General features: G+C 32.8%; 16 protein-coding genes. 9 read left to right on the forward strand and 7 right to left on the reverse strand.

What is annotated here, in order from left to right:
* Nucleotides 1-332 precede the first annotated feature (332 nt).
* Complete coding sequence (locus BK009_RS03350) at nucleotides 333-2,216, forward strand: SWIM zinc finger family protein (protein ID WP_100909031.1); 1,884 nt, start codon at nucleotides 333-335, stop codon at nucleotides 2,214-2,216.
* Nucleotides 2,217-2,402: 186 nt separating this feature from the next.
* On the opposite strand, the gene BK009_RS03360 is transcribed toward BK009_RS03350, so the two are convergent.
* The 3 genes from BK009_RS03360 to BK009_RS03370 form a co-directional block, all read right to left on the reverse strand.
* Complete coding sequence (locus BK009_RS03360; protein WP_100909033.1) at nucleotides 2,403-2,738, reverse strand: nucleotidyltransferase domain-containing protein; 336 nt, start codon at nucleotides 2,736-2,738, stop codon at nucleotides 2,403-2,405.
* 499 nt (nucleotides 2,739-3,237) lie between these two features.
* Nucleotides 3,238-4,146 (reverse strand): Fic family protein, encoded by a 909-nt coding sequence (locus BK009_RS03365; RefSeq protein WP_236951024.1) that lies wholly within the window; start codon nucleotides 4,144-4,146, stop codon nucleotides 3,238-3,240.
* A gap of 696 nt (nucleotides 4,147-4,842) precedes the next feature.
* Entirely contained in the window at nucleotides 4,843-5,292 is a 450-nt protein-coding gene (locus BK009_RS03370; protein WP_100909035.1) for a hypothetical protein, read from the reverse strand.
* A gap of 374 nt (nucleotides 5,293-5,666) precedes the next feature.
* On the opposite strand from BK009_RS03370, the gene BK009_RS03375 reads away from it, so the two are divergent.
* Both BK009_RS03375 and BK009_RS12350 read left to right on the forward strand, forming a co-directional pair.
* Entirely contained in the window at nucleotides 5,667-5,990 is a 324-nt protein-coding gene (locus tag BK009_RS03375; protein WP_100909036.1) for a hypothetical protein, read from the forward strand.
* A gap of 371 nt (nucleotides 5,991-6,361) precedes the next feature.
* Complete coding sequence (locus BK009_RS12350) at nucleotides 6,362-6,523, forward strand: hypothetical protein (protein WP_157809691.1); 162 nt, start codon at nucleotides 6,362-6,364, stop codon at nucleotides 6,521-6,523.
* Between the two features lie 107 nt (nucleotides 6,524-6,630).
* Here the strand turns inward: BK009_RS12350 and BK009_RS03380 are convergent, their stop codons facing one another.
* A complete protein-coding gene (locus tag BK009_RS03380) occupies nucleotides 6,631-6,810 on the reverse strand; it encodes a hypothetical protein (RefSeq protein WP_100909037.1) in 180 nt (59 codons plus the stop codon).
* A 279-nt stretch (nucleotides 6,811-7,089) separates the two neighbouring features.
* Nucleotides 7,090-8,079, reverse strand: a complete 990-nt coding sequence (locus BK009_RS03385; protein ID WP_100909038.1) for a nuclease-related domain-containing protein — start codon at nucleotides 8,077-8,079, stop codon at nucleotides 7,090-7,092.
* A 260-nt stretch (nucleotides 8,080-8,339) separates the two neighbouring features.
* Here BK009_RS03385 and BK009_RS03390 point away from each other — a divergent pair, with 260 nt between their 5' ends.
* On the forward strand, nucleotides 8,340-8,762 hold the full coding sequence (locus BK009_RS03390) for a YkvA family protein (protein WP_100909039.1): 423 nt from the start codon (nucleotides 8,340-8,342) through the stop codon (nucleotides 8,760-8,762).
* Here the strand turns inward: BK009_RS03390 and BK009_RS03395 are convergent.
* The gene (locus tag BK009_RS03395; RefSeq protein ID WP_100909040.1) at nucleotides 8,759-11,356 is read right to left on the reverse strand and encodes a hypothetical protein; all 2,598 of its coding nucleotides are present in this window, start codon (nucleotides 11,354-11,356) and stop codon (nucleotides 8,759-8,761) included. The two genes, BK009_RS03390 and BK009_RS03395, sit on opposite strands and share 4 nt — an antisense overlap.
* A gap of 376 nt (nucleotides 11,357-11,732) precedes the next feature.
* Here BK009_RS03395 and BK009_RS03400 point away from each other — a divergent pair, with 376 nt between their 5' ends.
* Genes BK009_RS03400 through BK009_RS03420 form a run of 5 tightly spaced genes read left to right on the forward strand, consistent with a single transcriptional unit; the run spans nucleotide 11,733 to nucleotide 18,267 of the window.
* Nucleotides 11,733-12,287: an EVE domain-containing protein gene (locus tag BK009_RS03400; RefSeq protein WP_157809692.1), complete on the forward strand. Its 555-nt coding sequence runs from the start codon at nucleotides 11,733-11,735 to the stop codon at nucleotides 12,285-12,287.
* A gap of 10 nt (nucleotides 12,288-12,297) precedes the next feature.
* Nucleotides 12,298-13,545, forward strand: coding sequence for a BREX system ATP-binding domain-containing protein (locus tag BK009_RS03405; RefSeq protein WP_100909042.1), 1,248 nt, complete (start codon nucleotides 12,298-12,300; stop codon nucleotides 13,543-13,545).
* Nucleotides 13,535-15,703 carry a DEAD/DEAH box helicase gene (locus BK009_RS03410; protein WP_100909043.1) on the forward strand — a complete coding sequence of 723 codons (2,169 nt, stop codon included), beginning with the start codon at nucleotides 13,535-13,537 and terminating at the stop codon, nucleotides 15,701-15,703. Before BK009_RS03405 ends, BK009_RS03410 begins: the two co-directional genes overlap by 11 nt.
* Entirely contained in the window at nucleotides 15,672-15,893 is a 222-nt protein-coding gene (locus BK009_RS03415; RefSeq protein WP_100909044.1) for a hypothetical protein, read from the forward strand. The genes BK009_RS03410 and BK009_RS03415 overlap by 32 nt, the downstream gene beginning before the upstream one ends.
* Complete coding sequence (locus tag BK009_RS03420) at nucleotides 15,883-18,267, forward strand: AAA family ATPase (RefSeq protein WP_100909045.1); 2,385 nt, start codon at nucleotides 15,883-15,885, stop codon at nucleotides 18,265-18,267. The genes BK009_RS03415 and BK009_RS03420 overlap by 11 nt, the downstream gene beginning before the upstream one ends.
* A gap of 11 nt (nucleotides 18,268-18,278) precedes the next feature.
* Here BK009_RS03420 and BK009_RS03425 read toward each other — a convergent pair whose 3' ends face one another.
* Nucleotides 18,279-20,378, reverse strand: a complete 2,100-nt coding sequence (locus tag BK009_RS03425; RefSeq protein ID WP_100909046.1) for an endonuclease NucS domain-containing protein — start codon at nucleotides 20,376-20,378, stop codon at nucleotides 18,279-18,281.
* Nucleotides 20,379-20,521 lie beyond the last annotated feature (143 nt).

Consider the following 20,521-nt stretch of genomic DNA (forward strand, 5'->3'; position numbering starts at 1 on the left):
TTTTCAGATCAATAATTCCATAACATATTCTTAATCAAAAAATATGAATACAGTTAAAGTAGATTTATATTATTCTTTAGGGGAATTGGTAAAATTAAAGGGGATAATCAAGTTCATAGATCAATCTTAAAAGATATCCCAGAATAAAACCTTCCAAAAACTGGAAAAAGGGGAAGATTTTGAATTTTTATTTGAACTCCGTAAGCTTGCTTGGAAGATTCAAAAATTTACTTAAGATCAGTGAAGTTGGAAAAAAACGTCAAAAGCGGCGAAAGGTTAAAAATTCCCTTAATTAAGATATATTCATATTATAAATAAAAAGGTGCATTAAAATGAATAAACCCTCTTTAGAAGAATTAAAAAACGTATTTGGTAGTAAAAGTTATAGTAGGGGTTTTAATTATTATAAAAATGGCCATGTGTGTTTAGGTGTCAAAAAAGATGATAAATTATGGGGTAAAGTTTATGGTACCGGATCTGCTCCTTACAAAGTCAAGGTAGATGTTAGTGATAAAATATATTCAAGATGTAGCTGTCCTGTGGGGTCTATGTGTAAACACGGTGTTGCGCTCCTTTTAAAGTGGATTAATTGTAAAGAAGATTTTCTAGATATTGACTTATTTAAAAGCAATTTAAGAGATAAAAGGAAAGATGAACTTTTAGATATGATATTATCAGTTGTAGTTGATGATCCATTTAAAATTACATTGTTTACATCTTCAAAAATTAAAACTGAGAAGGTAGTAGATTTAGATGCAATAAAAAAACGTGTCAACTATACTAACTTAGATTACTATGACCACAATCCAGCTTATAAGGTAGTTAATGAACTTGAACCGGTAAAAAATTTAGCCCAAAACTTAAAACCAGAGGATGCAGTTTACGTCTATATTATTTTAATAAATAAGTGTTTAGAGCTTTACCTGGAAATACAAGATGCATATGATTTGGAAGATCTTATTGAAGAATGTGTAGAAGATTGTTGTAATTCTTTAAAGCTTTTTGATGGTGAAAAACCGATATATCTAAAAGAGATAATTGATTTGGTGCTTTTAGAAGATTACGGTTTTGATGTTGAAAATATGCTATTTGCCATGGCCACAAAAAACAACATCCAGATCATAGTTGAAGAGTTACAGGCAGAAATAAAACAATTAGAGGGTGCAAAATCATCTAATCAATATAATCGTGGAAAATTAATCAACCTCATTTATCACCTCTATTGTTATTTAGGTCTTAATGAGGAAGCAGTAATTGCAATCTCCAAGATGGAACTTGAAAATAAGGATGATTATCTAAGGCTGGGGAAAGCATTAGTATCCGCAAAGCGATATGAAGAGGCAGCAAAGTATATTCAAGAGGGCGTGATGCTGGAAGATGTAGACTTTAGATTGGATGTACTATTTTTTAACACTTTAAATCAACTAGATGTGGATAAATGGAATGATATAAATCTAGATTTACTTAAAACAGTAGCTGTAAGATTGTTAAATACAGTGAATGGTTCAGATAAAACTTATACCTCTATAAAGGAGGTGTTTAAAAAGGTGAATAAATATGATGAACTCATCAATATCATAAAAACAGATTGCTCGGATGATAACAAAGTCTCAATTCTATTATATGATGGATATCTTGACGATGCAATAAAATATGCAATATCTTCAACCAGTATAAGTTCTGATACTTTAATTAAAACCGCCAGATCTGCAAAAGATAATCAAAAAATTGAAGATGCCATATATTTAACCATAAAAGCCATGAAAAATCCCTGGATAGATGTGGATGATGCGTTAATTGAACTTATAGAATTAACTGTTGAATTAACAAGTGAAGAAAAGCTAAAAGATATGATCGATCACGTAGAAAAGGTGGATGTAGCTAAAATACTAGCCCTGAAACTTTTAAATCGAGATGAGGAATACGCCTATGAGTTACTTTTAAAAATATTAAATCATCTCCAAAAAGCAGAAATAAAAAGCTATGCAAAAAAATTAAGCAAGGAACATACCATCAATCTTTCTCAAAAATGGATACAACAAAGAGTTAACCGTTCACATATCCACTATAATGATGCCATTGTAATGTTAAAGATGCTGGAACAGTTGATGGGTGAAAATGAGTTTAGAATTTACTATTATAATTTTTCCCGGAAAAATCAGGGAAAAAAGAAATTAATAGATAAAATAGGGTTTTTAGAGCCAGAAATTGTATAAATAGCTAGGAAACAACCCCACTAGAGATGAAAATTTTAAATTTTTCGTTAGTAAAACCGATCTGCGGCGTAAACGTAGCATAATAAGATCTAGAAACAGCAATGTCATGATAATCATTAACAATAAGTAATTGGATAGATTCCAGATTATCATCGGCTCTTTCAAGTAAAAATTCGATTTTACCCTTCAAACTTTGACACCCTCCTTCTGAATATAGTAATGAAGGGGCCATTCTGTATCTTTAAGATCCTCTTGAGATATTGGATAAAAAGAGATAAGTTCTCCATATTTTAGTGCTAAGTGATAGGTCTCTTCATGTAATCGGTCCAATTCCTGAAACTTATCTACGCTGCCTTTGAGGACTATGGCAATGTCGATATCAGAATCCGCCTTTGCTTCATCCCGGGCAAATGAACCATAAAGGATTATTTCCATCAGCCTATCCCCATAAAGTTCCTTTAAAACCTTTTTAAGGTCAGAGGTAAGTGCTTTAATCTCTCCTTTTGAACGACTATTAACCATAAATAATCACACCCCAAACTCTATATAATCCTTTTGTTACTGATTATAAATTAAATTAACTGAATAATTTCTATTCTATACTCTTAATATACTAACTATTCTAGCGAATTAAAAAAAATTAAGTTTAATGTGTATTTTTATAAGCAATTAACTCAGGAGAAACTTAAAGAATTGGGCCTGAATGAAAGACAAATTAGGGTTATGGATTATTTAAAATCTCACAATATCATATCAACATCAGAATATTCAAAAATTATTTCTGATGTTACAAAAATGACTACGTAGAGACTTAACTGATTAATAGATAAAAAACTAATTAAAGCCGTTGGAAACAAAAAAGGGAGATATTATGAATTATTATAATAAATTTAACGAACATATGGAACATTTAATGAACATATGGAACATTCAACCAATTCTCCCAATAACCTAAACCGATATTTTCTTAATATTAACACCTCTTAACCACATTCGACAACTAAAACGACTACCCAGATGACTACCTTAAAATATAATAGGTGGACCGGCTTCCACCCTTCTTCTCTATAATACCCTTATCCATTAAGCTCCGTAAATATTTATAAGCTCCCTGGCGAGAGATATTTAAGAGTTTCTGGACTTCTGAATTGGTGATGCTTCCGTTTAAGTGTAGGTATTCTAAGATTTTCAACATTTTTTCGGTTAATTTTATTTTCGTTGGTGCACCTGGGGGAAACAGCATTATCCTATCCTTAATTTCAGATAAAGAAGTTAAAAATCCTTCCAGGAAATATAAGAGCCAATCAGTTAGATCCTGAGTCTTTTGATCAACTGAGTTCAGGGCATGGTAGTATGCCTGTCGGTCACTATGGTAGTATTCATCCAGGGTAAAATCAACATCAAATCCCCTCAGGTACAGGTAAATCGCTGCAAGTGCCCTGCCTGTTCTCCCATTACCACCAGCAAAGGGATGTATCCTTACAAACTCATAATGAATTATACCTGCAGAAACAACTGCATTTAATTCACCAGATGAGTTATTGATCCATTCCAGGAGGTCCTCCATTTGGCCCGGCACCAGATTAGCATTGGGGGGAGTAAAAACAATATCACCTTCCCGGTTTACAACATAAACCGGTTCACTCCGGTACTGGCCTTCAAGATAAGTATATTCCAGGGTGTAATGAGTTATATTCTCATGAAGCTTTAAAACGTTCTTCTCTGTAATTTTCCCGTCTTCAATATATTTATCCATATTTTTAAGCACATTTAGATAGTTTAAAACTTCCTGCATAGCCCTCTTCTGTCCCTGTATTCCAATTCCCTTAGCCAGTTTATCCACCTGATCTAAGGATAAGGGATTGCCTTCAATTGCAGTGGAGTGATGTGCTGATTTAAGAAGCGCATCTTTTTTAAGTGATACTTCCATTTCCAATACAACCGGTGCGTTGACAATAAAATCCCTTATGGAATTAATTTCGAGCAGTTTATTTACTAATTCGTGGTTATATGTGAAACAGGGATTGAACATATTTTTTAAATCCTTGGAAATCTTTTGTTTAATATAAACTCTTTTATTTTATCTACAAAATCGATCTATATATTCGACTACTTTCATGACTACTATTTTGTATTTTATATAATAAATATTTGACTCCTTTATGACTACCGATTATATTTTTTAGAGGAGTTTTAGAATGGTAATAAAAATGCATAAGGTTTGTAAAAATATATCATTAAAAAGATCTGTAATTTTCATAAACCAAACATTTGAGTGCTTATTTGATGAAAATATAGGTAAATTTCAGTTCATAAATTAATGAAAAACGAAGTATATAATCATGGTTTATCTATATGAAAAATCAAACCTTGGTTAACATTAACCCTTTTAAAGTTTGGTAGTGGGTTTTTGAGAAAGTCCCCCTGCTAAAGGGTTTAAAGTCCACAGACAACTAACATTATATGTTAAAAAGATCATAATATTTAATATGGATGCTGAAACTAAAAAGCTCAGGGAAGAGTTAGGAATTACTCATGTCCTTAATAAAGAAGCTTTAAGGCCCGAAGCTAGAGGGAAAACAGGTGCGGAGATTATAAGAGATCTTCGTAATAATTTGAAACGTTTTTAGATCATATCATCTGGATGGGCTATTTCAATGAGCTCATTAAGGTTTTTACTTTTTAATATCTTCTGATCAATGGTAATGAATGCAGCACTATCACTCCCCAGAGCTTCAGCTAATAATTTAGTATCAGTTATATCCAATCTAGAATCAATTTTTCTTATTTCACTAATACAACACTGGTAATGTAATACTTCCAGAGTTACATATTGGAAATCTAATTGTTGGATAATATTGTTTATCATCTGAAAAGTACTTGTCAATTCCAGATTGTCGGTTATATTATTTAATAGGGATAAATAGAGCTCTCCCAGTACAAGAATGCTAATATTGCCCTTGTATATTTTTGGAACTCTTTTTATATATCTTAAACATTCTTTTTCATAGGTGTCATTGAATACAAGGCTTGCCAGAATTGAGGTGTCTATGAAATGGGTGGCTTTCACTCTCATGGAATTTCCTATTCTTCTTGATCTAAACTAAATTTACATTATTACTTTTCTATAGAATGATCATATATAATTTTCTTAAACTCAACTGTTACATATTCAAGTTATAATTAACCATCTAATCAAAAAAATATGAATACCAGTAAAAGGCAGAATAAATATTATTCTTTTAAGGGGAGCAGGAGTAACATTAGGGGGTAGAGCCAAGTTTTTAAATCAATCTAGAAGAGATAATCACAGAAACCTTCCGGAAACTGGAGAATAATGAAGATTTTCACTACATTTATTTCTTTATTATTATAAATCAAAGGCCCCTACAATCATATTTGAGTAGATACCAAACTATATCATAAACAACATAAAAAGGACGTAAATACATGAGCTTTATTGGAACCTGGCATATTTATGAAATGGAATTGTGGGATGAGGATTATTTTAACATGGAAGTTCAGGCATATATTGAGATAAACTCTAGGAACCGTGGATATTTTCAGTTTGGATTAGTATCGGGGAAGATTGATGGGAATGTTGTGTTCTGTGCTGGTGAAGAAAGGTTCGAGTTTACCTGGGATGGAAATGATGAATGTGACCCAGCTTCAGGTAGTGGTTGGGTTAGAATGAAAGAGGAAGATTTTCTGGAGGGTGAATTCAGAATTCATCTAGGGGATGATTCTACCTTTTTAGCAAAAAGGGTAAAGTGATAAATAATTCAAGTAAAAATCAGATTCAATGAAAATCTGAAATTTTAAAATGAATGTAAAAACATTTGGCAGTGGAAGGCTATGACTATTTGAAGACTAACAAATTCATTACCTCAGTTAAATATGGAGAACTCTTTAATTGTACTGATAGAACTGCGCGTATTGATCTTAGAGGAATGTGTAAACTAGGAATAGTTGAAAAAAGGAAAGTAGGGGATATCAAATACAATACATTCTTAGTAATACTTTCCGGAAATTTCCGGCAATTATGGTTAAATGATCATTGTTATTTCATATAACAAAACAGGGAATTATGATAATGGGGAAACCAATCAATGAATAAAGCCCTTCAGTCAATTTTGTAGGAAATAGTGGAAGAAACCTTCCAGAAGTTAGGTGATAATGAAGATTTTCATTCGGATCTCATTTTAGAACTTCAACAATTTGAAGATATTCTGCAAAATGAAAATTTACTTGTTTCTATATTAAAAGGGGTGAATCTCCATGAGGATACAGGAACTGGATATCTGTAACTTCAGGGGTGATAAAAGAGTTGAAGTTAAAAGAAAAAGGGTAAAAACTTCCTAATTTCTGGTCCCAATTATACATGAAAAACCAGGAAAATTAGTTCATACATGGTCTAATCTTCATCAAAAAACTGGTCAATATCCTTTATTTTAACACGATCTTGTTTCATTATCCTCTGGATTTTTTTAACATATTCCGGACGGATATTGCCCTGATCATCACTCTTTTCAGGAGAGATAGTGGCCTTTTTTAATAGATCCTGTTTTTTATCCATATTTTTCATTACTTCCATATTTGTAACTCCTTGAATATTAAAATTACTTAAAAAAAGGTATTATAATAATTATTATATAAAAGTTATGATTTAATATTTTAATTAGTAAAAGGGAGAATGAAATGGTTATGATTTTAATCTAAAGCTTCTGTTAATAGTTTGAATTGGTTATCCCTAATTTTCTTAACTGATCAAAGGGTCAGGATTTAATAAGTTATCTGCCAGGCCGGGTGGTGGACTGACGTGGTTAAAGTTATAGATGTTTGTCTATAATTATCATTGTTTAAATTTAAATGGCTAACGTGCTAGACTAAGCTCCACACAGCATGATTCCAGTTCCAGGGCAGCTCTACCCAATAAATCCATATTATTTTCTTTTCTGCCATTCAATATGTACTCGGGTACGGTCTTAGGTAATAGAACTTTATAATTAGTAGGAGTTTCCAGTACCCGGAAATCCGGGCAGATGAATGCCACCAGACCAGTTATCCATGATCCATTGGTGGATATACCTTTTTCACCCAGAAAGTTAACTAGATCCCTGGTGTTTTTTCGAACCTGGATTCCGAGATTATAGTTAATCACCATGGGAGAATCATTTTTATAGTATAACCATTGGTCACCCTTTATGCGGTACTTTCCGGAGTAGTTTTTGGTTTCAATGACGTAGATGCCAGTGGGTCCGATTACAATATGATCGATGTTTCCACCCTTACCTGGTAACATCACATCGTTGTAGACAAAGTAATCCTTGGGTAAGGTATTTAAATAATCAGCCACCATTTTTTCCCCTTCCAGTCCCTTTTCCCAGCTGTAACCATCTTTTTTGCTCTGAGTGGTTAGGGAGTTACCGTAGACACCCAGGAATACACCGGCCAGTGTTAACATGACATAGAAAATGTTCAATGTTAGGAAGATGGCAAAGAGTGATATTAGAAAAAGTATAACCCCGGCATAGGTTAGTAGTTCTCCATTTTGATAGCTTTTTTGATACTGAGATGCTTTCTTCTCAGTGAAGGTTGTTCCGTTGGATATGGTTTCCCGCACATGCGGGTTACCCACATTTTCGGGTTCCTTATGTTCACTGTGTGCTTCTTCAAGATCAATATATGCATCATCTGCCTCTTCTAAAGCTTCATAAAGAGATTCTGGGTCAGTGTATGAGTCTTCTAAATTTTCAAAGAAAACCAGTTTTTCACCACATTCGCAGTGGGTTAATTCTTGGAGTTCTTCTTCAGTTTCCACTTCGTAGTACACATCGCATTTATAGCAGACTAGGTATGACATTTTAACCCCACTTTATTACTGTTGGAAGGCAATAATCCCAAATTAAATGAATATTTTTATTAAGGAGCAACTTATTAATAAAAATTACAATTTAACTACTAGTAATGGGGTTTTCTTATGAGGAAAATGAAGAATAACGAGATTTTTTTAAGTTGTTCTAGAGGAAATGTTAAAGAAACATTCCAATAATGAAAAGTAATGTTTTTATTAGATTTGATACAATATGTAACATTAAGTTGATGATTTAGAAGGTGTTATTAATGGAAAATGAATTTAAAGATTTCTATGATGTATTATCCGATAACTTAGAATCATATCAAGGGGAGTATGCTTCATTCATTGATCATGGGCCTCATCTTTTCAAATTACTCACCGAAGTCTTAAACGATGAAAAAGTAAACCAGAATTTAAGACTGGAAATCAGTGCAGCCATCGCCTACTATGTAGTACCCATGGACGTGATTCCCGAACAAGTTTACGGACCCTACGGTTACATTGACGATATATTCATCACCGTATATGTGATTAAAAAAATAGAAGAAGCATTCGGATATGAATTCTTAGAAAAACATTGGGAAGGAACCGGAAATCTTGAAAAAGTAGTTAATGAGTGTTATGAGCGATCCCTGGAAGTTCTTGAAGACAAAAAAGAACAAATCCTCAGTTATGTGGGATTGATCTAATCATTTCCATTATTGGTTTTATCAATCCATTTTTCTCCTTGAAGTAGATTTAAAGCTTCATCCATTGACTCTTTTTTAACAATTAAATCAATAATTACTTCTAAATAATCATCTATATGGCGATTCACAAACATTTTATTGGTGTTAAAGTTGAGAAGTGTTTCTAAATCATTTAAAGTTTGTATTAAACGATCATTTTTGATAATACCCTTTATCATTATATTTGAAGGTGATCCATCATTTGATATGTAAATAATCTCTTTTCGAGTAACATCATGGCCAACTGTGGCTACTTCTAGAACATCCTCCACTTTCTCAGGTTTAATTTTACAACTGGACTGAATTTTAACTTTTTCTAAGGGTGCATCTTCTTGAGCTTCCTCAATAGATTCAGCTTTTAGGATATCTTGATAAACTTTGAATTTATCATTATCTTCTAGGACATAGGTGTCGGTTCTTTCATTATAACTGATTAAATCCTGTTCCTGAAGAGTCCAGATATAGTAATTAGCTCGAGTTTCATTTTCAATCTTTTTGGAGAGGTCATTTTTCGTGAAAGGTATACCAATTTCCACATGTTCCTGTATTTCCAATACTATTTTACCAGCATTTTTAGTATCTGCACAGTTTTTACAGTTATCCACCAATCCATCTGTATTATAGGATGATTTATAGAAATTAGATATGGGTAAACTCTTACCACAAGTAAGACAAATTTTAACATCCGGGTCAGAATTTTCAAGCTGAAATACATCTGTGTCCTTTACTAAAGGTTCTGGTGTTTCAACAAATTCAGCATCTTCTGGAGGAACCTCTTCTTCAGGTGGTTTTTCACCATATTTATGGAGGAATTGATTTAACACATCTTCTTCCTTCAATGAATATAAATCAGTTTTTTCATTGTATTCTAATAGATCAAGTTCCTGTAATGTCCAGAAATAATCTCTAAACTGTAACTGGTTTTCACACTGATCCAACAAGTCTTTTTTATAAAAAGATATCCCTGGTTCAACACATTCTAGTAATGCTTCTAAGGCACGTGCTGCGTAAGATTTTCTGGAACAATCTTTGCACTTATCTGAATAACCATCATCATTTGCTTGTGATTTATAAAAATTGGATATGGGCAAAGTTTGCTGGCATATTAAGCAAGTTTTTGCCAGTTTAGGAGCTGCTTTTTTCTCAGGTGGCTTTTCTATAACTGTTTCTGTTATTTCAGGACTTTCATCCCCATATTTAGCAATGAATTCATTGAGTATGTCTTCGCTTTTTAACAAGTAAAAGTCAGGTTTTTTATCCTCTTCTAAAAGGTCAAATTCTTGAAGTGTCCAGAAATAATCCAAAAAAACCATCCGATTATTGGATTCTTTTAAAAGATCATCCTTGTTAAAGGAAGTAGCGGGTTCAACAAACTTTCTAATTTCTTCAATTGCTTTAGCTGCATGAGATTTCCGGGAACAATCCTTACACTTACCAGTTAATCCATCAGGAGAATCTTTGGATTTGTAGAAATTATCCAAGTCTAATTTAGCACCACAAACTTCACAAACTTTAATTCCATCCGCTAACTTTGTTGATGGAATTGTATCTGGAATATCATCAGTAACTTCTTTAGAAATACCACTGGGAACTTCCAAAAACTCAGAATAAGTATTAATATATTGTTCGACATTTTGTGCCTGGTTGAAGATATACACGTCTTTACTAAAATCTTTGATAAGTTTAAGCTTTTTCAAGATTTTAAAATAATTTTGTAAGGTTTCAGGATCATCAACAACCTTTAATAAGGTTTTTTCATTGAATAATTTGATGGATACATGTTTTTTTATTTCCGATATTCCTCGGGCAGCCTGTATTTTTCCCATACAATCATAGCATTTATCATTATCATTCTCTTTGAAGGAGTTAACTTCATCTTTTAGATCTAACTGGGAATTTGAAAGGGATTCTCCGCACAAAACACATTTCACTTTTTCATCTTCTACGAACTCATTATTATCTTCTAAAGAAGTTGGATCTTTAGATTCAGTTAAATCAACATGAATTTCACCATCATTATCGGTTATTCTTCCCATTTCCTGGATGAATTTCATGAGATTTGGTAAAATATCAGGTTGGTTAAGCTGGCCTATAGTGATAAAATATCTTTTTTTACCATTTTCAGTGGCCTGTACGCGTTCAGGGCTTGTTAAAATATTATTAGTTGGTATTTTCCTTAATTTTTGGTAGTTGACTCTGATCAGAATAGATACATTACCATTCTCATCACCATAGGCCCCTATACAATTATTATCTATTCCTTCTGTGGGAAAATCAATCACACATACGGGCATGTTGGAATCATTAGTTTTTGGTGTTACAACTCCAAAGGCAAATAATGACTTGTTATTTCGGTGAAGATGTGAAAACCATAGATTGGAATTTTTGATGGAATAGATAGTAGTGTTTTCATAGAATATTTGAATAATTCCATCAAATAATTGGTATACTACATTATGTTCCCCCAATTTATCCGAATTAATGAGAAGTAAATTAAAAAAGTCATCATCAGCCAGTTTTATCCGGTAACGGTTTTCTAGAACATCCAATGTCATATTTATCCTCTTTTATATTGATTGATAACTTGATTATTATTACATCACATTATTATTGTCAATCAATAATATTTTTATTATATGATATAAGTAGATAGATATTATATTATCATATGATCTATAGCACCAATCCCACGGAGGGGGCAACATAAACCAAAAAAAACTAACTAATAAAAAAACCGCCTTCAGTGAATCGAAATTCTGGATTCATAAGTTTGATAAAGACTTTCTAAGACAGTTAGATGATACCCGAGTTTTGGGGGCTGAAAAAAAGCGCAGCGTAACCCTAAAAAATATTGAACCCAATGATAAAATAATCCTATTTTCAACTCTGGATCTGGATAGACAGAAGAAAATAAGTTTCATTGCCTATACCATGGTTGATGAAGTCTATCAAGACAAGGAAACCCTTTATGATCATTACTGTTCCCCTAAAAAGCTTAAATTAAAGGGAATTAAGTATTTCACTGAGCCTGTGGTTGCTAGAGATATAGCTGCTGATTTAGATTTTATAAAAGATGAACAAAAATCCGCATATGATTTGAAATCAGAATATAAAGAAATTAGTGAAATGGATTTCAAAAAAATTATCCGTAAAACTAGTTTAACTAAGGAATATCCAGCTTACTTTGAAACTGTCTCATTTTCCCTTGAAGATTTCCTATTAAGTTCAATTAATGGATTATATGCAATTATTAAAAGAAGTGAGAAACGAAATCAGTTTGAAATCAAAACTTTCCTTAAACTCTTACATAAATTATTGAAAGAATATGGTGTTTCTAAAAGTTATGATGAGGTGGAAGAGTTCTATGCGAGGAATGTGTGGAAGTTAGGTTTCAAACATAATCCCTCAAGAGATCCAGATAAATTTGTGGTTTTATACAATCGATTTGGTAAAAAAAACAATTTCAGTTATATAAGCTTAGAATAGGGGGCATTCTATGGATTACGAAGATATAATTATGGCTCTGAAAAATGGTAACGTACCCGCGAGTGGTGCTGCAGAGATATGTATTGGCCGAGAAAACGAAATTGCCGAATTCCAATACCTACTTAAAAAGGTCGACGAAGGAAAAGCAATCACCAAATTTGTTAATGGTGAATTTGGATCAGGAAAATCTTTCTTTTTGAAGGTTATAGAGGAGATGGCCTTTGAAGATAACTTCGTTGTTTCCAAAGTAACTCTGAGTCGGGATGTTCCATTTAACAAGTTTGAAGTGGTTTATAAAAACATAGTAAAGTCCTTAAGATGTAAGACTGGAACATCACTTGAGCATATCATTGAAAGATGGATTACCAAGCTTAAAATGATGGCTTTTGAAGAGACATCTGATCCTTTGAAACAGAATCTAATTGTTAATGAGAATTTACACAATGACCTTGAAAGGGCACGTCAACATTCCAATCCATTTGCAGTGGCCATTGAGAACTATCATAAAGCCATGAATGCAGGTGATTATGAAACTGCAAAGTATGCACAGGCCTGGTTAAGGGGAGATTCTAACATTCCTTTCACGGAAAAAAGGAAATTCGGTGTTAAAGGAGATATTGACCGTGAAAATGCATTTAAATTTCTAGAGGCACTAGCTGCATTTTTGAAAACCATTGGATATTCGGGATTAGTGGTTTTAATTGATGAAACAGAGTTTACGATGCATTTACAGAACAAAAAGCTTCGTGACACGGCATATAATTATATAAGGGACATATACGATGAATGCAGTTTAGGAAACTTTCAAAATACATTATTTGTATTCGCAGGCACCCCTCAATTCTTTGATGACCCTAAACTGGGCGTACCATCTTATCAAGCTCTATCTGATCGAATTGAAGATACATTAGATACATCTTTAAAAGACCTTAGAAAACCGGTCATTAAACTGGAAGGTTTCACTAAGGATGAACTCATAGAAATTGCAGGTAAACTAATGATAATGCATGAGGAAGTATTTGAATGGAATGGTAGCGATCAAATTAGTCCAGTCCTGGAAAGTATTGTGGATCTTCATGAAGAAAACGCGGCCTTAACTGGTGGAAAAGTCACCCCCAGAATGTTCGTAAGGTCTTTTATCAGTGTATTGGACACAGTTCAACAGAACCCTGATGAATTCGACACTGACAAAGATATACTGAAGGTCTTTGAAGAGAAAGAAACCGAGTTTGAAGAAGAGTTCGACGATGACTGGTAATGATTCGGCAGCCGATATTTTAAATCCTCGGCTTAAAGGATTCCTTGCACACAATTTAAGATGGAAGAGCCTGAACCCTATACAGGAACAGGCCATTCCCATCATAAAAGACAATAATGATACATTAGTCATTGCCCCCACTGCTTCGGGTAAAACCGAAGCAGTATTAATTCCTATTTTTGATGATATTTTAACCAAACAATTAGAACCTCTAAGTGTTATCTATGTCTCTCCATTGAAGGCCTTAATTAACGATATGAACGATCGAATGGAAAAATGGTGTGAGAACTTCAATTTAGAAGTAACCAAGTGGCATGGTGATGTTCCCGGAACCAAGAAAAAACAGTTCATAAATAATCCATCTGATATTCTTCTAATAACTCCCGAGTCATTGGAAGTTATCTTTATGAATAAGACCTCTGAAGAGAAGGAAAGAATTTTCAAAAACTTGAAGTATGTTATTGTTGACGAAATTCACTACTTCGTTGAGTCTGATCGGGGAACACAATTGAATTCTCTTTTAAATCGTATGAAAAAATATGTGGATCATCCAGTTACTATGGTGGGTTTATCAGCAACAGTTGGTAATCCTGAAACCGTTTCAAAATGGTTAAAACCTGAGAATCCTGCCCAGATTGTTACTGATCCTTCTAAACGACCATTCCAGTATAAGGTGTTCTGTGGATCAGATCAGGTGATTTATGAACAACTGAGTAAATATGTGGGTCGTAAAATACTAATTTTCGTACATTCCCGGAAAGATGCGGAAAAATATTACAACTTCCTGCGTAGGATGCTTAAATTAAAGAATATTTACGTGCACCATTCTTCCATTGACCGTGATCGTAGGGAAGAAAGTGAGGACAAATTCAAAAATCTTAAAGATGGATTCATGATCAGCACCAGTACCCTAGAATTAGGTATAGACGTTGGTAATATTGATATTGTAGTCCAAATCCGACCACCCCATACTGTGAGTTCTTTTCTCCAAAGAATTGGACGTAGCGGTCGCCGATCCAAAAATCAACGTTCCATTATATTCTACAATACTGATCCACAGATCTTCATAACCCTGGCTGAAATTAGTTTAATTAATGAGGGCCATATTGAGGATATTAAGATCCCTGCAAAACCTAAAGATATTTATTTCCATCAAATCCTAAGTTCCATCTTTGAAAATGGCAAAATGAAACAAGGAGAATTATTTAATAGTCTGAAAGGTAGTTACGCATTTTCCAAGATGACCAAGGAAGATTTTACTGCCATAATTGAAACCATGGAAGAACTGGAATTCGTGAATAACAACAGTGGTCACCTTAGTCTTGGTTACAATTTCGAGAAGAAATTCGGAAAAAGGAATTTCCTAGACTTTTTCAGTGTCTTTTGTCCTAATTTTGAATATAAGGTAAGGGAAGGAACAAAGAGTATTGGAACTCTTGATTTGTTCTTTGTGGTGAATTTCCTTAAAGAGGGAAGCCAATTCATCTTAGGCGGGGCACCCTGGAAAGTAGTGGATATTGATCATAAACGTTTCTGGGTTAAAGTTCAAAAGGACAAAGCAAAAAAGGGAGATGTTCCCGATTGGACCTCAGAAGGAGGGGTTATTGATTCATTAATTAGCCGAAAAATCTACGATATTCTTTTAGGAAACTACGATCCTGACCTTTTAAAAACCTTTGATGACTTTTCACAGGAAAAGATCCTGGAATATGTGGAACATGCCCATGATGTGGGATTTAGAGAGGGAATTATACCGGTGGAGATAGATGAAAAAACCCACCGAGTTTACATTTATACCTTTGCCGGTATGAGAGCCAATGCACTTTTATCATCTATTTTCAGTTTAGAATATGATATATACGCACAAAATGACACTGCTTACTTTTCATCATTCAAATTCAGGGGTGAAATGAACTTTTCTAATATATCCGATGTGATTTACGGTGTTGAGGATATCCTTAAAGAACCTGAAATCAACCATTTAATTGATGAAAAAACCGGGAAATTCGTTAAAAACAAGTTCATTAACTTCTTACCTTACAAGGATAATGTAAAGCTTAAAATGGAACTATTGTATGGTCCAGATGATTTAATTAATGTGGTGAAGGAGAATTCTGTTTCTTTAGTTGGCAGTACTAAGTTTAAAATTTGGAGATGATTTAAACAGGGGTGTGTTAATGGGGGTTGAAGAAGAAATATTTGAAGAATTCTTCAAAAAATTAGATGAAAATGTCGATTTTCCTAAAATTGTTTTAAATAACCTAAAGAGTAGTTTTAAAACTGGTAATCTTGATTCTAAACGTGAAATATTAAAAACTATAAAATTGGGTGATTCTGATGAAGATTAAAAGTATAAAAATTGATGCTTTTCGAGGAATTCCCCAGAACTTAGAACTAGATCTCCAAGGTAAAAGTTTATTATTGTTAGGTGAAAATGGAACGGGTAAAAGTTCTATTATTGATGCTATTGAATTCTTTTTTACCGGCAAGATTTCTCATCTCAAATCAAAAGGGACGCTTTCACTTAATGAGTATGGTCCCAATACCAAAAATCCAGATAAGGCATCAGTTGGAATTGAGTTCAAATCTGGAGCTCATTTTACCAGCAGAACCTTTAGTTCAAATCCATCTTTTCCAAAAAACTTCAATGAAAACATTGAACTTGCCAAAAATGGTAAATTCATTTTAAGAAGATCTCAAATTTTAAATCTGATCAATACCACCCCCGCTCAACGTTATGCTTTTATTAGCGAGATTATTGGTGCTAATGAATTAGAAAAGACCAGTACTGCAATGGATCAAGCCAAGAAATATTTGGACGATGAGGTTAGAAAAATAGAGAATAATATTAAAAAAAATAATGATGATATAAAAAATATCCTTCAAGTTCAAGATTCTAATAATATTTTACCCACTATAAACGATTGGCTTGGAAAAGAATACTTGAATAATATTAATTCACTAGAAAAACTAGAAGATTGTATAAATCACCTTAAAACAATTACTAAATCTTCAGATAAAGAGTTAATTGGTGCTTTAGATAATATTTCTGTTACTATTAATGAAATCTTATTAATTGTCAAAGATGTAACTCAAGAATTTTATGATGCAGAAACCTATAAAGAACGGATTAATCAAAGCCATGCCCAATCTGATTTATCCCTTATTAAACTATTGAAAAATTCCTTGGAAATCATTAATAAAGACACCGCAAATTGTCCTTTATGTGAAAATAAAGTGAACAGTAATGAACTCCTGGAAAAAGTTAACAAACGTTTGGAAAGTCTCGAATCACTTCAAGAAATTAATGATAACATGAATAATTCTTTAAAACGTATTAAAGGGAATATTCAATTAATTAATAGGGATTTAGCAAATTTATTATCTAAAATAGATTATTTTGATGAATTAAAGGAATTTAAAGATGAATTGGAACAACAAATCATATCTTTAAATGTTTTTCAAGAACGTATTAATGCTAATTCATTCTTACGAGAGGATGTTTCAGGCCATGATTTTGAACTACTACATATTCAATTAGAAAAAAATTTAAATAATATAATTATTGGATCTGACGGATTAAGTGATTCTATTAAACCTTCTGAAAGGGATAAGCGCTTAAATGTCCTTATTAAACTGTTTTCTGATCTTGATGAGAACCTTAAAAAACAAGAAGAGAATCGGCGTGAACTTAAAGTAGCAAAAAATCATGCTAAAATCTCTGAAATAATGTATGAAGAATTTTCTGCCATTAAAAAAAGAAAAATTCAGGAAGTCTATGACACGGTTAAGGAGAATGTGGAACGTTATTATGCTATTTTACACCCAGATGAGCCCTATGAAAATTTTAATCTTGATGTAGATCTTAATCCAAAGAAAAAGGGTAGTACTGATTTAAGGATGACGATTTTTGGAGAAGAAAATCAAGATCCAAGGGCTATCAGTAGTGAAGGTCATCTAGATTCACTTGGTTTATGCATTTTTTTGGCCTTATTTGAAAAGTCACATGGAGATTTTCCCCTACTTGTTTTAGATGATGTGGTTACAACAATGGATTCTAGGCACCGCGAAAACGTTTGTCAACTTTTATTCCAAGAATTTAGTGATAGACAATTCATTATTACCACTCATGATGCTATCTGGTATGATCAGTTAAAGGCTGCTCAAAGAGTCCATAATTTAGGTAACAATTTTAAAAATTGTAATATAATTAAGTGGGATAACGAAAATGGTCCAGAAATCAGACCGTATAAAGTTAGATGGGATAAAATAACAGAAATTATCGCAAATGGGGATAAACAATGTGCGGGTAATGAAGGACGACGATATTTGGAATGGTTATTAATGGATTTATGTAACCGAACCCAAGCTAAGATACCAGCTAAATATTACGGAAAATATGAGGTAAATGATTTACTTAAACCTGCTAAATCAAGATTATTAGAACTTATAAAAGATGAAGAATACAATCAGAAGCTAGAAAGCTCATTTGATAAGTTAGATCAAACAATTATGATGGGAAATTTATTATCACACGAAAATCTGATGGCAGGTAATGTATCAATTGATGAAGTGGAACGATTCTGCAGGTCAATTAATCATATTCATGAACTTACATTATGCTCTAATTGTAAAGCACCTTTGGGTTATTATCAGAATCTGAAGATTTTAAGGTGTAGTAATAAAAAATGCAGTGATCCATTGGAAATTAAAGCTAAATAATTTATAGGGTGTTAATGTAATTTCATCCCTAATTCCCCTAAAACATCAGCAAGTTCTAAATGATTAATATCATTATTGGTTAATAGAGCCATATCAAAAGCATTATCATATCCTTTACTGATAACTAAACCTTTAACATTACGGCCATTAGCTTTCCTTTTAATTGCCCAACCAACATAGTTTGATATTTGTCCAAAGGTGTTTCTGGTTGCTTTTACTATTTTTAATTCAATGATCACAATAGAACCATCTTTATTGTCCTCACAATAAAGATCAATGCGGCCACCTTGCCCTACACACCTGATTTGTCTTCCTTTGAATTTAAGATCATAACCAAACTTTTTTAATACACCTAGGTTATCAGATAACATATCTTCTACACTTTTTTCAGATTCAGCAATTTGTTTAACTTTTTTAGGTTTAAACACTCTCAAAAAATCCATATAATCAGGATTTTTCTCTTTCAGTAATTCTTGAAGTCGTTTCCAGTGTCTTTCTTCGGTCCTAAATGCTATTCCCTGAAACCTTATTCTTAAAGCATTCCAGTCCTCAAGATAGGGATCTTCAGTTAATTCATGGTAACTAATGGAATTATCAAATTTGAAGAGTGGCTTATAGTCACACCCATATTGCCATCCATGCTCAAAGGCATATTCATCGTAATCTATGGTGTATGCATCGCTCTGGGCTTGAATAAGATACTTTATGTCTTGATAAGTTACACCATCTTTTTTCCCAGCTCTATAAAGCAGAATAAGATCTCCTATTCTGGTATCTTTATGACATGTCCAGTACCCTCCCGGTTCTGAACCATGAGCGGGATCAAGTGATTTTCGTTCACTGCCATCTGCTTCAAGGAAATACTCTGCTTTGGTGACCCATTGCCAGTATTGAGTTTTTTTAGGGGGTGAAACAGATACAACTTCACCTTCTTTACTCATGCGGATGTATTCTTTAACTCTTTTCGCAGTTAGTTTATCCTCAGAAATATCATTTTTTTCAACAATTTCAACAAATCTCTGATATGCCTCTATAGCCTTTTCTTCAAGGTTCAGCTCGTGTAGAACATTTCCTTTAAGATACCAAGCATCAGCATAATCTGGAAATATTTTAATTGCTTTTCCAAAACATTTTAATGCTTCTTGAGGTTTTTTAAGTTGACGTAGCATAACACCCTGATTATACCAAGCTAAATCATTTTCAGGATTTATTTCAATCATTTTCTTGAAACTAGACAAGGCTTCTTTTTTATTTCCCTGCCTATCATTTATTAATCCAATTTCTAACCATACATCTTCATAGTCAGGTTCTATTCTAACTATTTGGTGGAATAATTCCAAAGCAAGTTCAGGGTTTCCTTTTCCATTAATGGCATTGGCTTTATGAAATAGAGCATCAGTATTTTCAGGATCTGATTTTAAAGCTTTGTCAAATAATATTATAGATTCATCAATTTTTCCAGTTTCCCCTATGATTCTACCTTTAGAAATCAAAAATTCAGATTCATCTGGTTTGAGTTCTAATGCATGATTATACATCTTTAGTGCTTCATCATATTCTCCAAGGAGTTCCAGGGAAAGTCCTTTAAAATACCAGGCATCATAATAGTCCTGATCTAATTCTAAAGTTTTATCAAGAATATTTATTGCTTCATCATAATTATCTAAAGAAAAAAGGGTAACTCCATAATTATACCATGCATCAGCATAATCTGGATCCAATTTAACTGTTTTTTTATAATATTTTAAAGCTTCTGGAAATTTTTCTAATTCATATAATAAATTTGCTTTATTATACAAACCTAAAACATGGTTTTGGTCTGAGTTTAGTACTCTGTCAAAACATCTATCAGCATCTTCCAGTTTTCCGAGGCCCATTAAGGCAGCACCTTTATCATGAATTGCATCAACACAATTTCTATCCCTCTTCAGAACCTCATCAAAAAGAGCAATGGATTCCTCAAAATCCTCATTTTCTAGAAGGGCAGATGGTTTCCAATATAGAAGTTTGATATTTTCTGGATCGTCACTTAATAATAAATCTAAACAATCAATGGCTTGTATATAGTCTCCTTCTTCAAAATAGTCTAAACATTTTTCTTTAGTAACCAATATTAATCCCCCAATTGTTATTAGATGTTAACATTAATAAAATTTATTTCTCCATCAAAGTCTCCATCAATAAGATTTCTTTGATTAAAGGACATATAATTTGATATTATGATCAAAGGACTTGTAGGTTGGATTTTAAACTA

Source organism: Methanobacterium subterraneum, assembly GCF_002813695.1.
Lineage (GTDB): Archaea > Methanobacteriota > Methanobacteria > Methanobacteriales > Methanobacteriaceae > Methanobacterium > Methanobacterium subterraneum.

Bases quoted from the DNA above. Each gene is read 5' to 3' on its own strand.
- BK009_RS03420 (WP_100909045.1), top strand. From the start codon at position 15,883: ATGAAGATTAAAAGTATAAAAATTGATGCTTTTCGAGGAATTCCCCAG.
- BK009_RS03365 (WP_236951024.1), bottom strand. From the start codon at position 4,146: ATGGAAGTATCACTTAAAAAAGATGCGCTTCTTAAATCAGCACATCAC.
- BK009_RS03370 (WP_100909035.1), bottom strand. From the start codon at position 5,292: ATGAGAGTGAAAGCCACCCATTTCATAGACACCTCAATTCTGGCAAGC.
- BK009_RS03405 (WP_100909042.1), top strand. From the start codon at position 12,298: ATGGATTACGAAGATATAATTATGGCTCTGAAAAATGGTAACGTACCC.
- BK009_RS03385 (WP_100909038.1), bottom strand. From the start codon at position 8,079: ATGTCATACCTAGTCTGCTATAAATGCGATGTGTACTACGAAGTGGAA.
- BK009_RS03395 (WP_100909040.1), bottom strand. From the start codon at position 11,356: ATGACATTGGATGTTCTAGAAAACCGTTACCGGATAAAACTGGCTGAT.
- BK009_RS03350 (WP_100909031.1), top strand. From the start codon at position 333: ATGAATAAACCCTCTTTAGAAGAATTAAAAAACGTATTTGGTAGTAAA.
- BK009_RS03380 (WP_100909037.1), bottom strand. From the start codon at position 6,810: ATGGAAGTAATGAAAAATATGGATAAAAAACAGGATCTATTAAAAAAG.
- BK009_RS03390 (WP_100909039.1), top strand. From the start codon at position 8,340: ATGGAAAATGAATTTAAAGATTTCTATGATGTATTATCCGATAACTTA.
- BK009_RS03400 (WP_157809692.1), top strand. From the start codon at position 11,733: ATGGTTGATGAAGTCTATCAAGACAAGGAAACCCTTTATGATCATTAC.
- BK009_RS03410 (WP_100909043.1), top strand. From the start codon at position 13,535: ATGACTGGTAATGATTCGGCAGCCGATATTTTAAATCCTCGGCTTAAA.
- BK009_RS03360 (WP_100909033.1), bottom strand. From the start codon at position 2,738: ATGGTTAATAGTCGTTCAAAAGGAGAGATTAAAGCACTTACCTCTGAC.
- BK009_RS03375 (WP_100909036.1), top strand. From the start codon at position 5,667: ATGAGCTTTATTGGAACCTGGCATATTTATGAAATGGAATTGTGGGAT.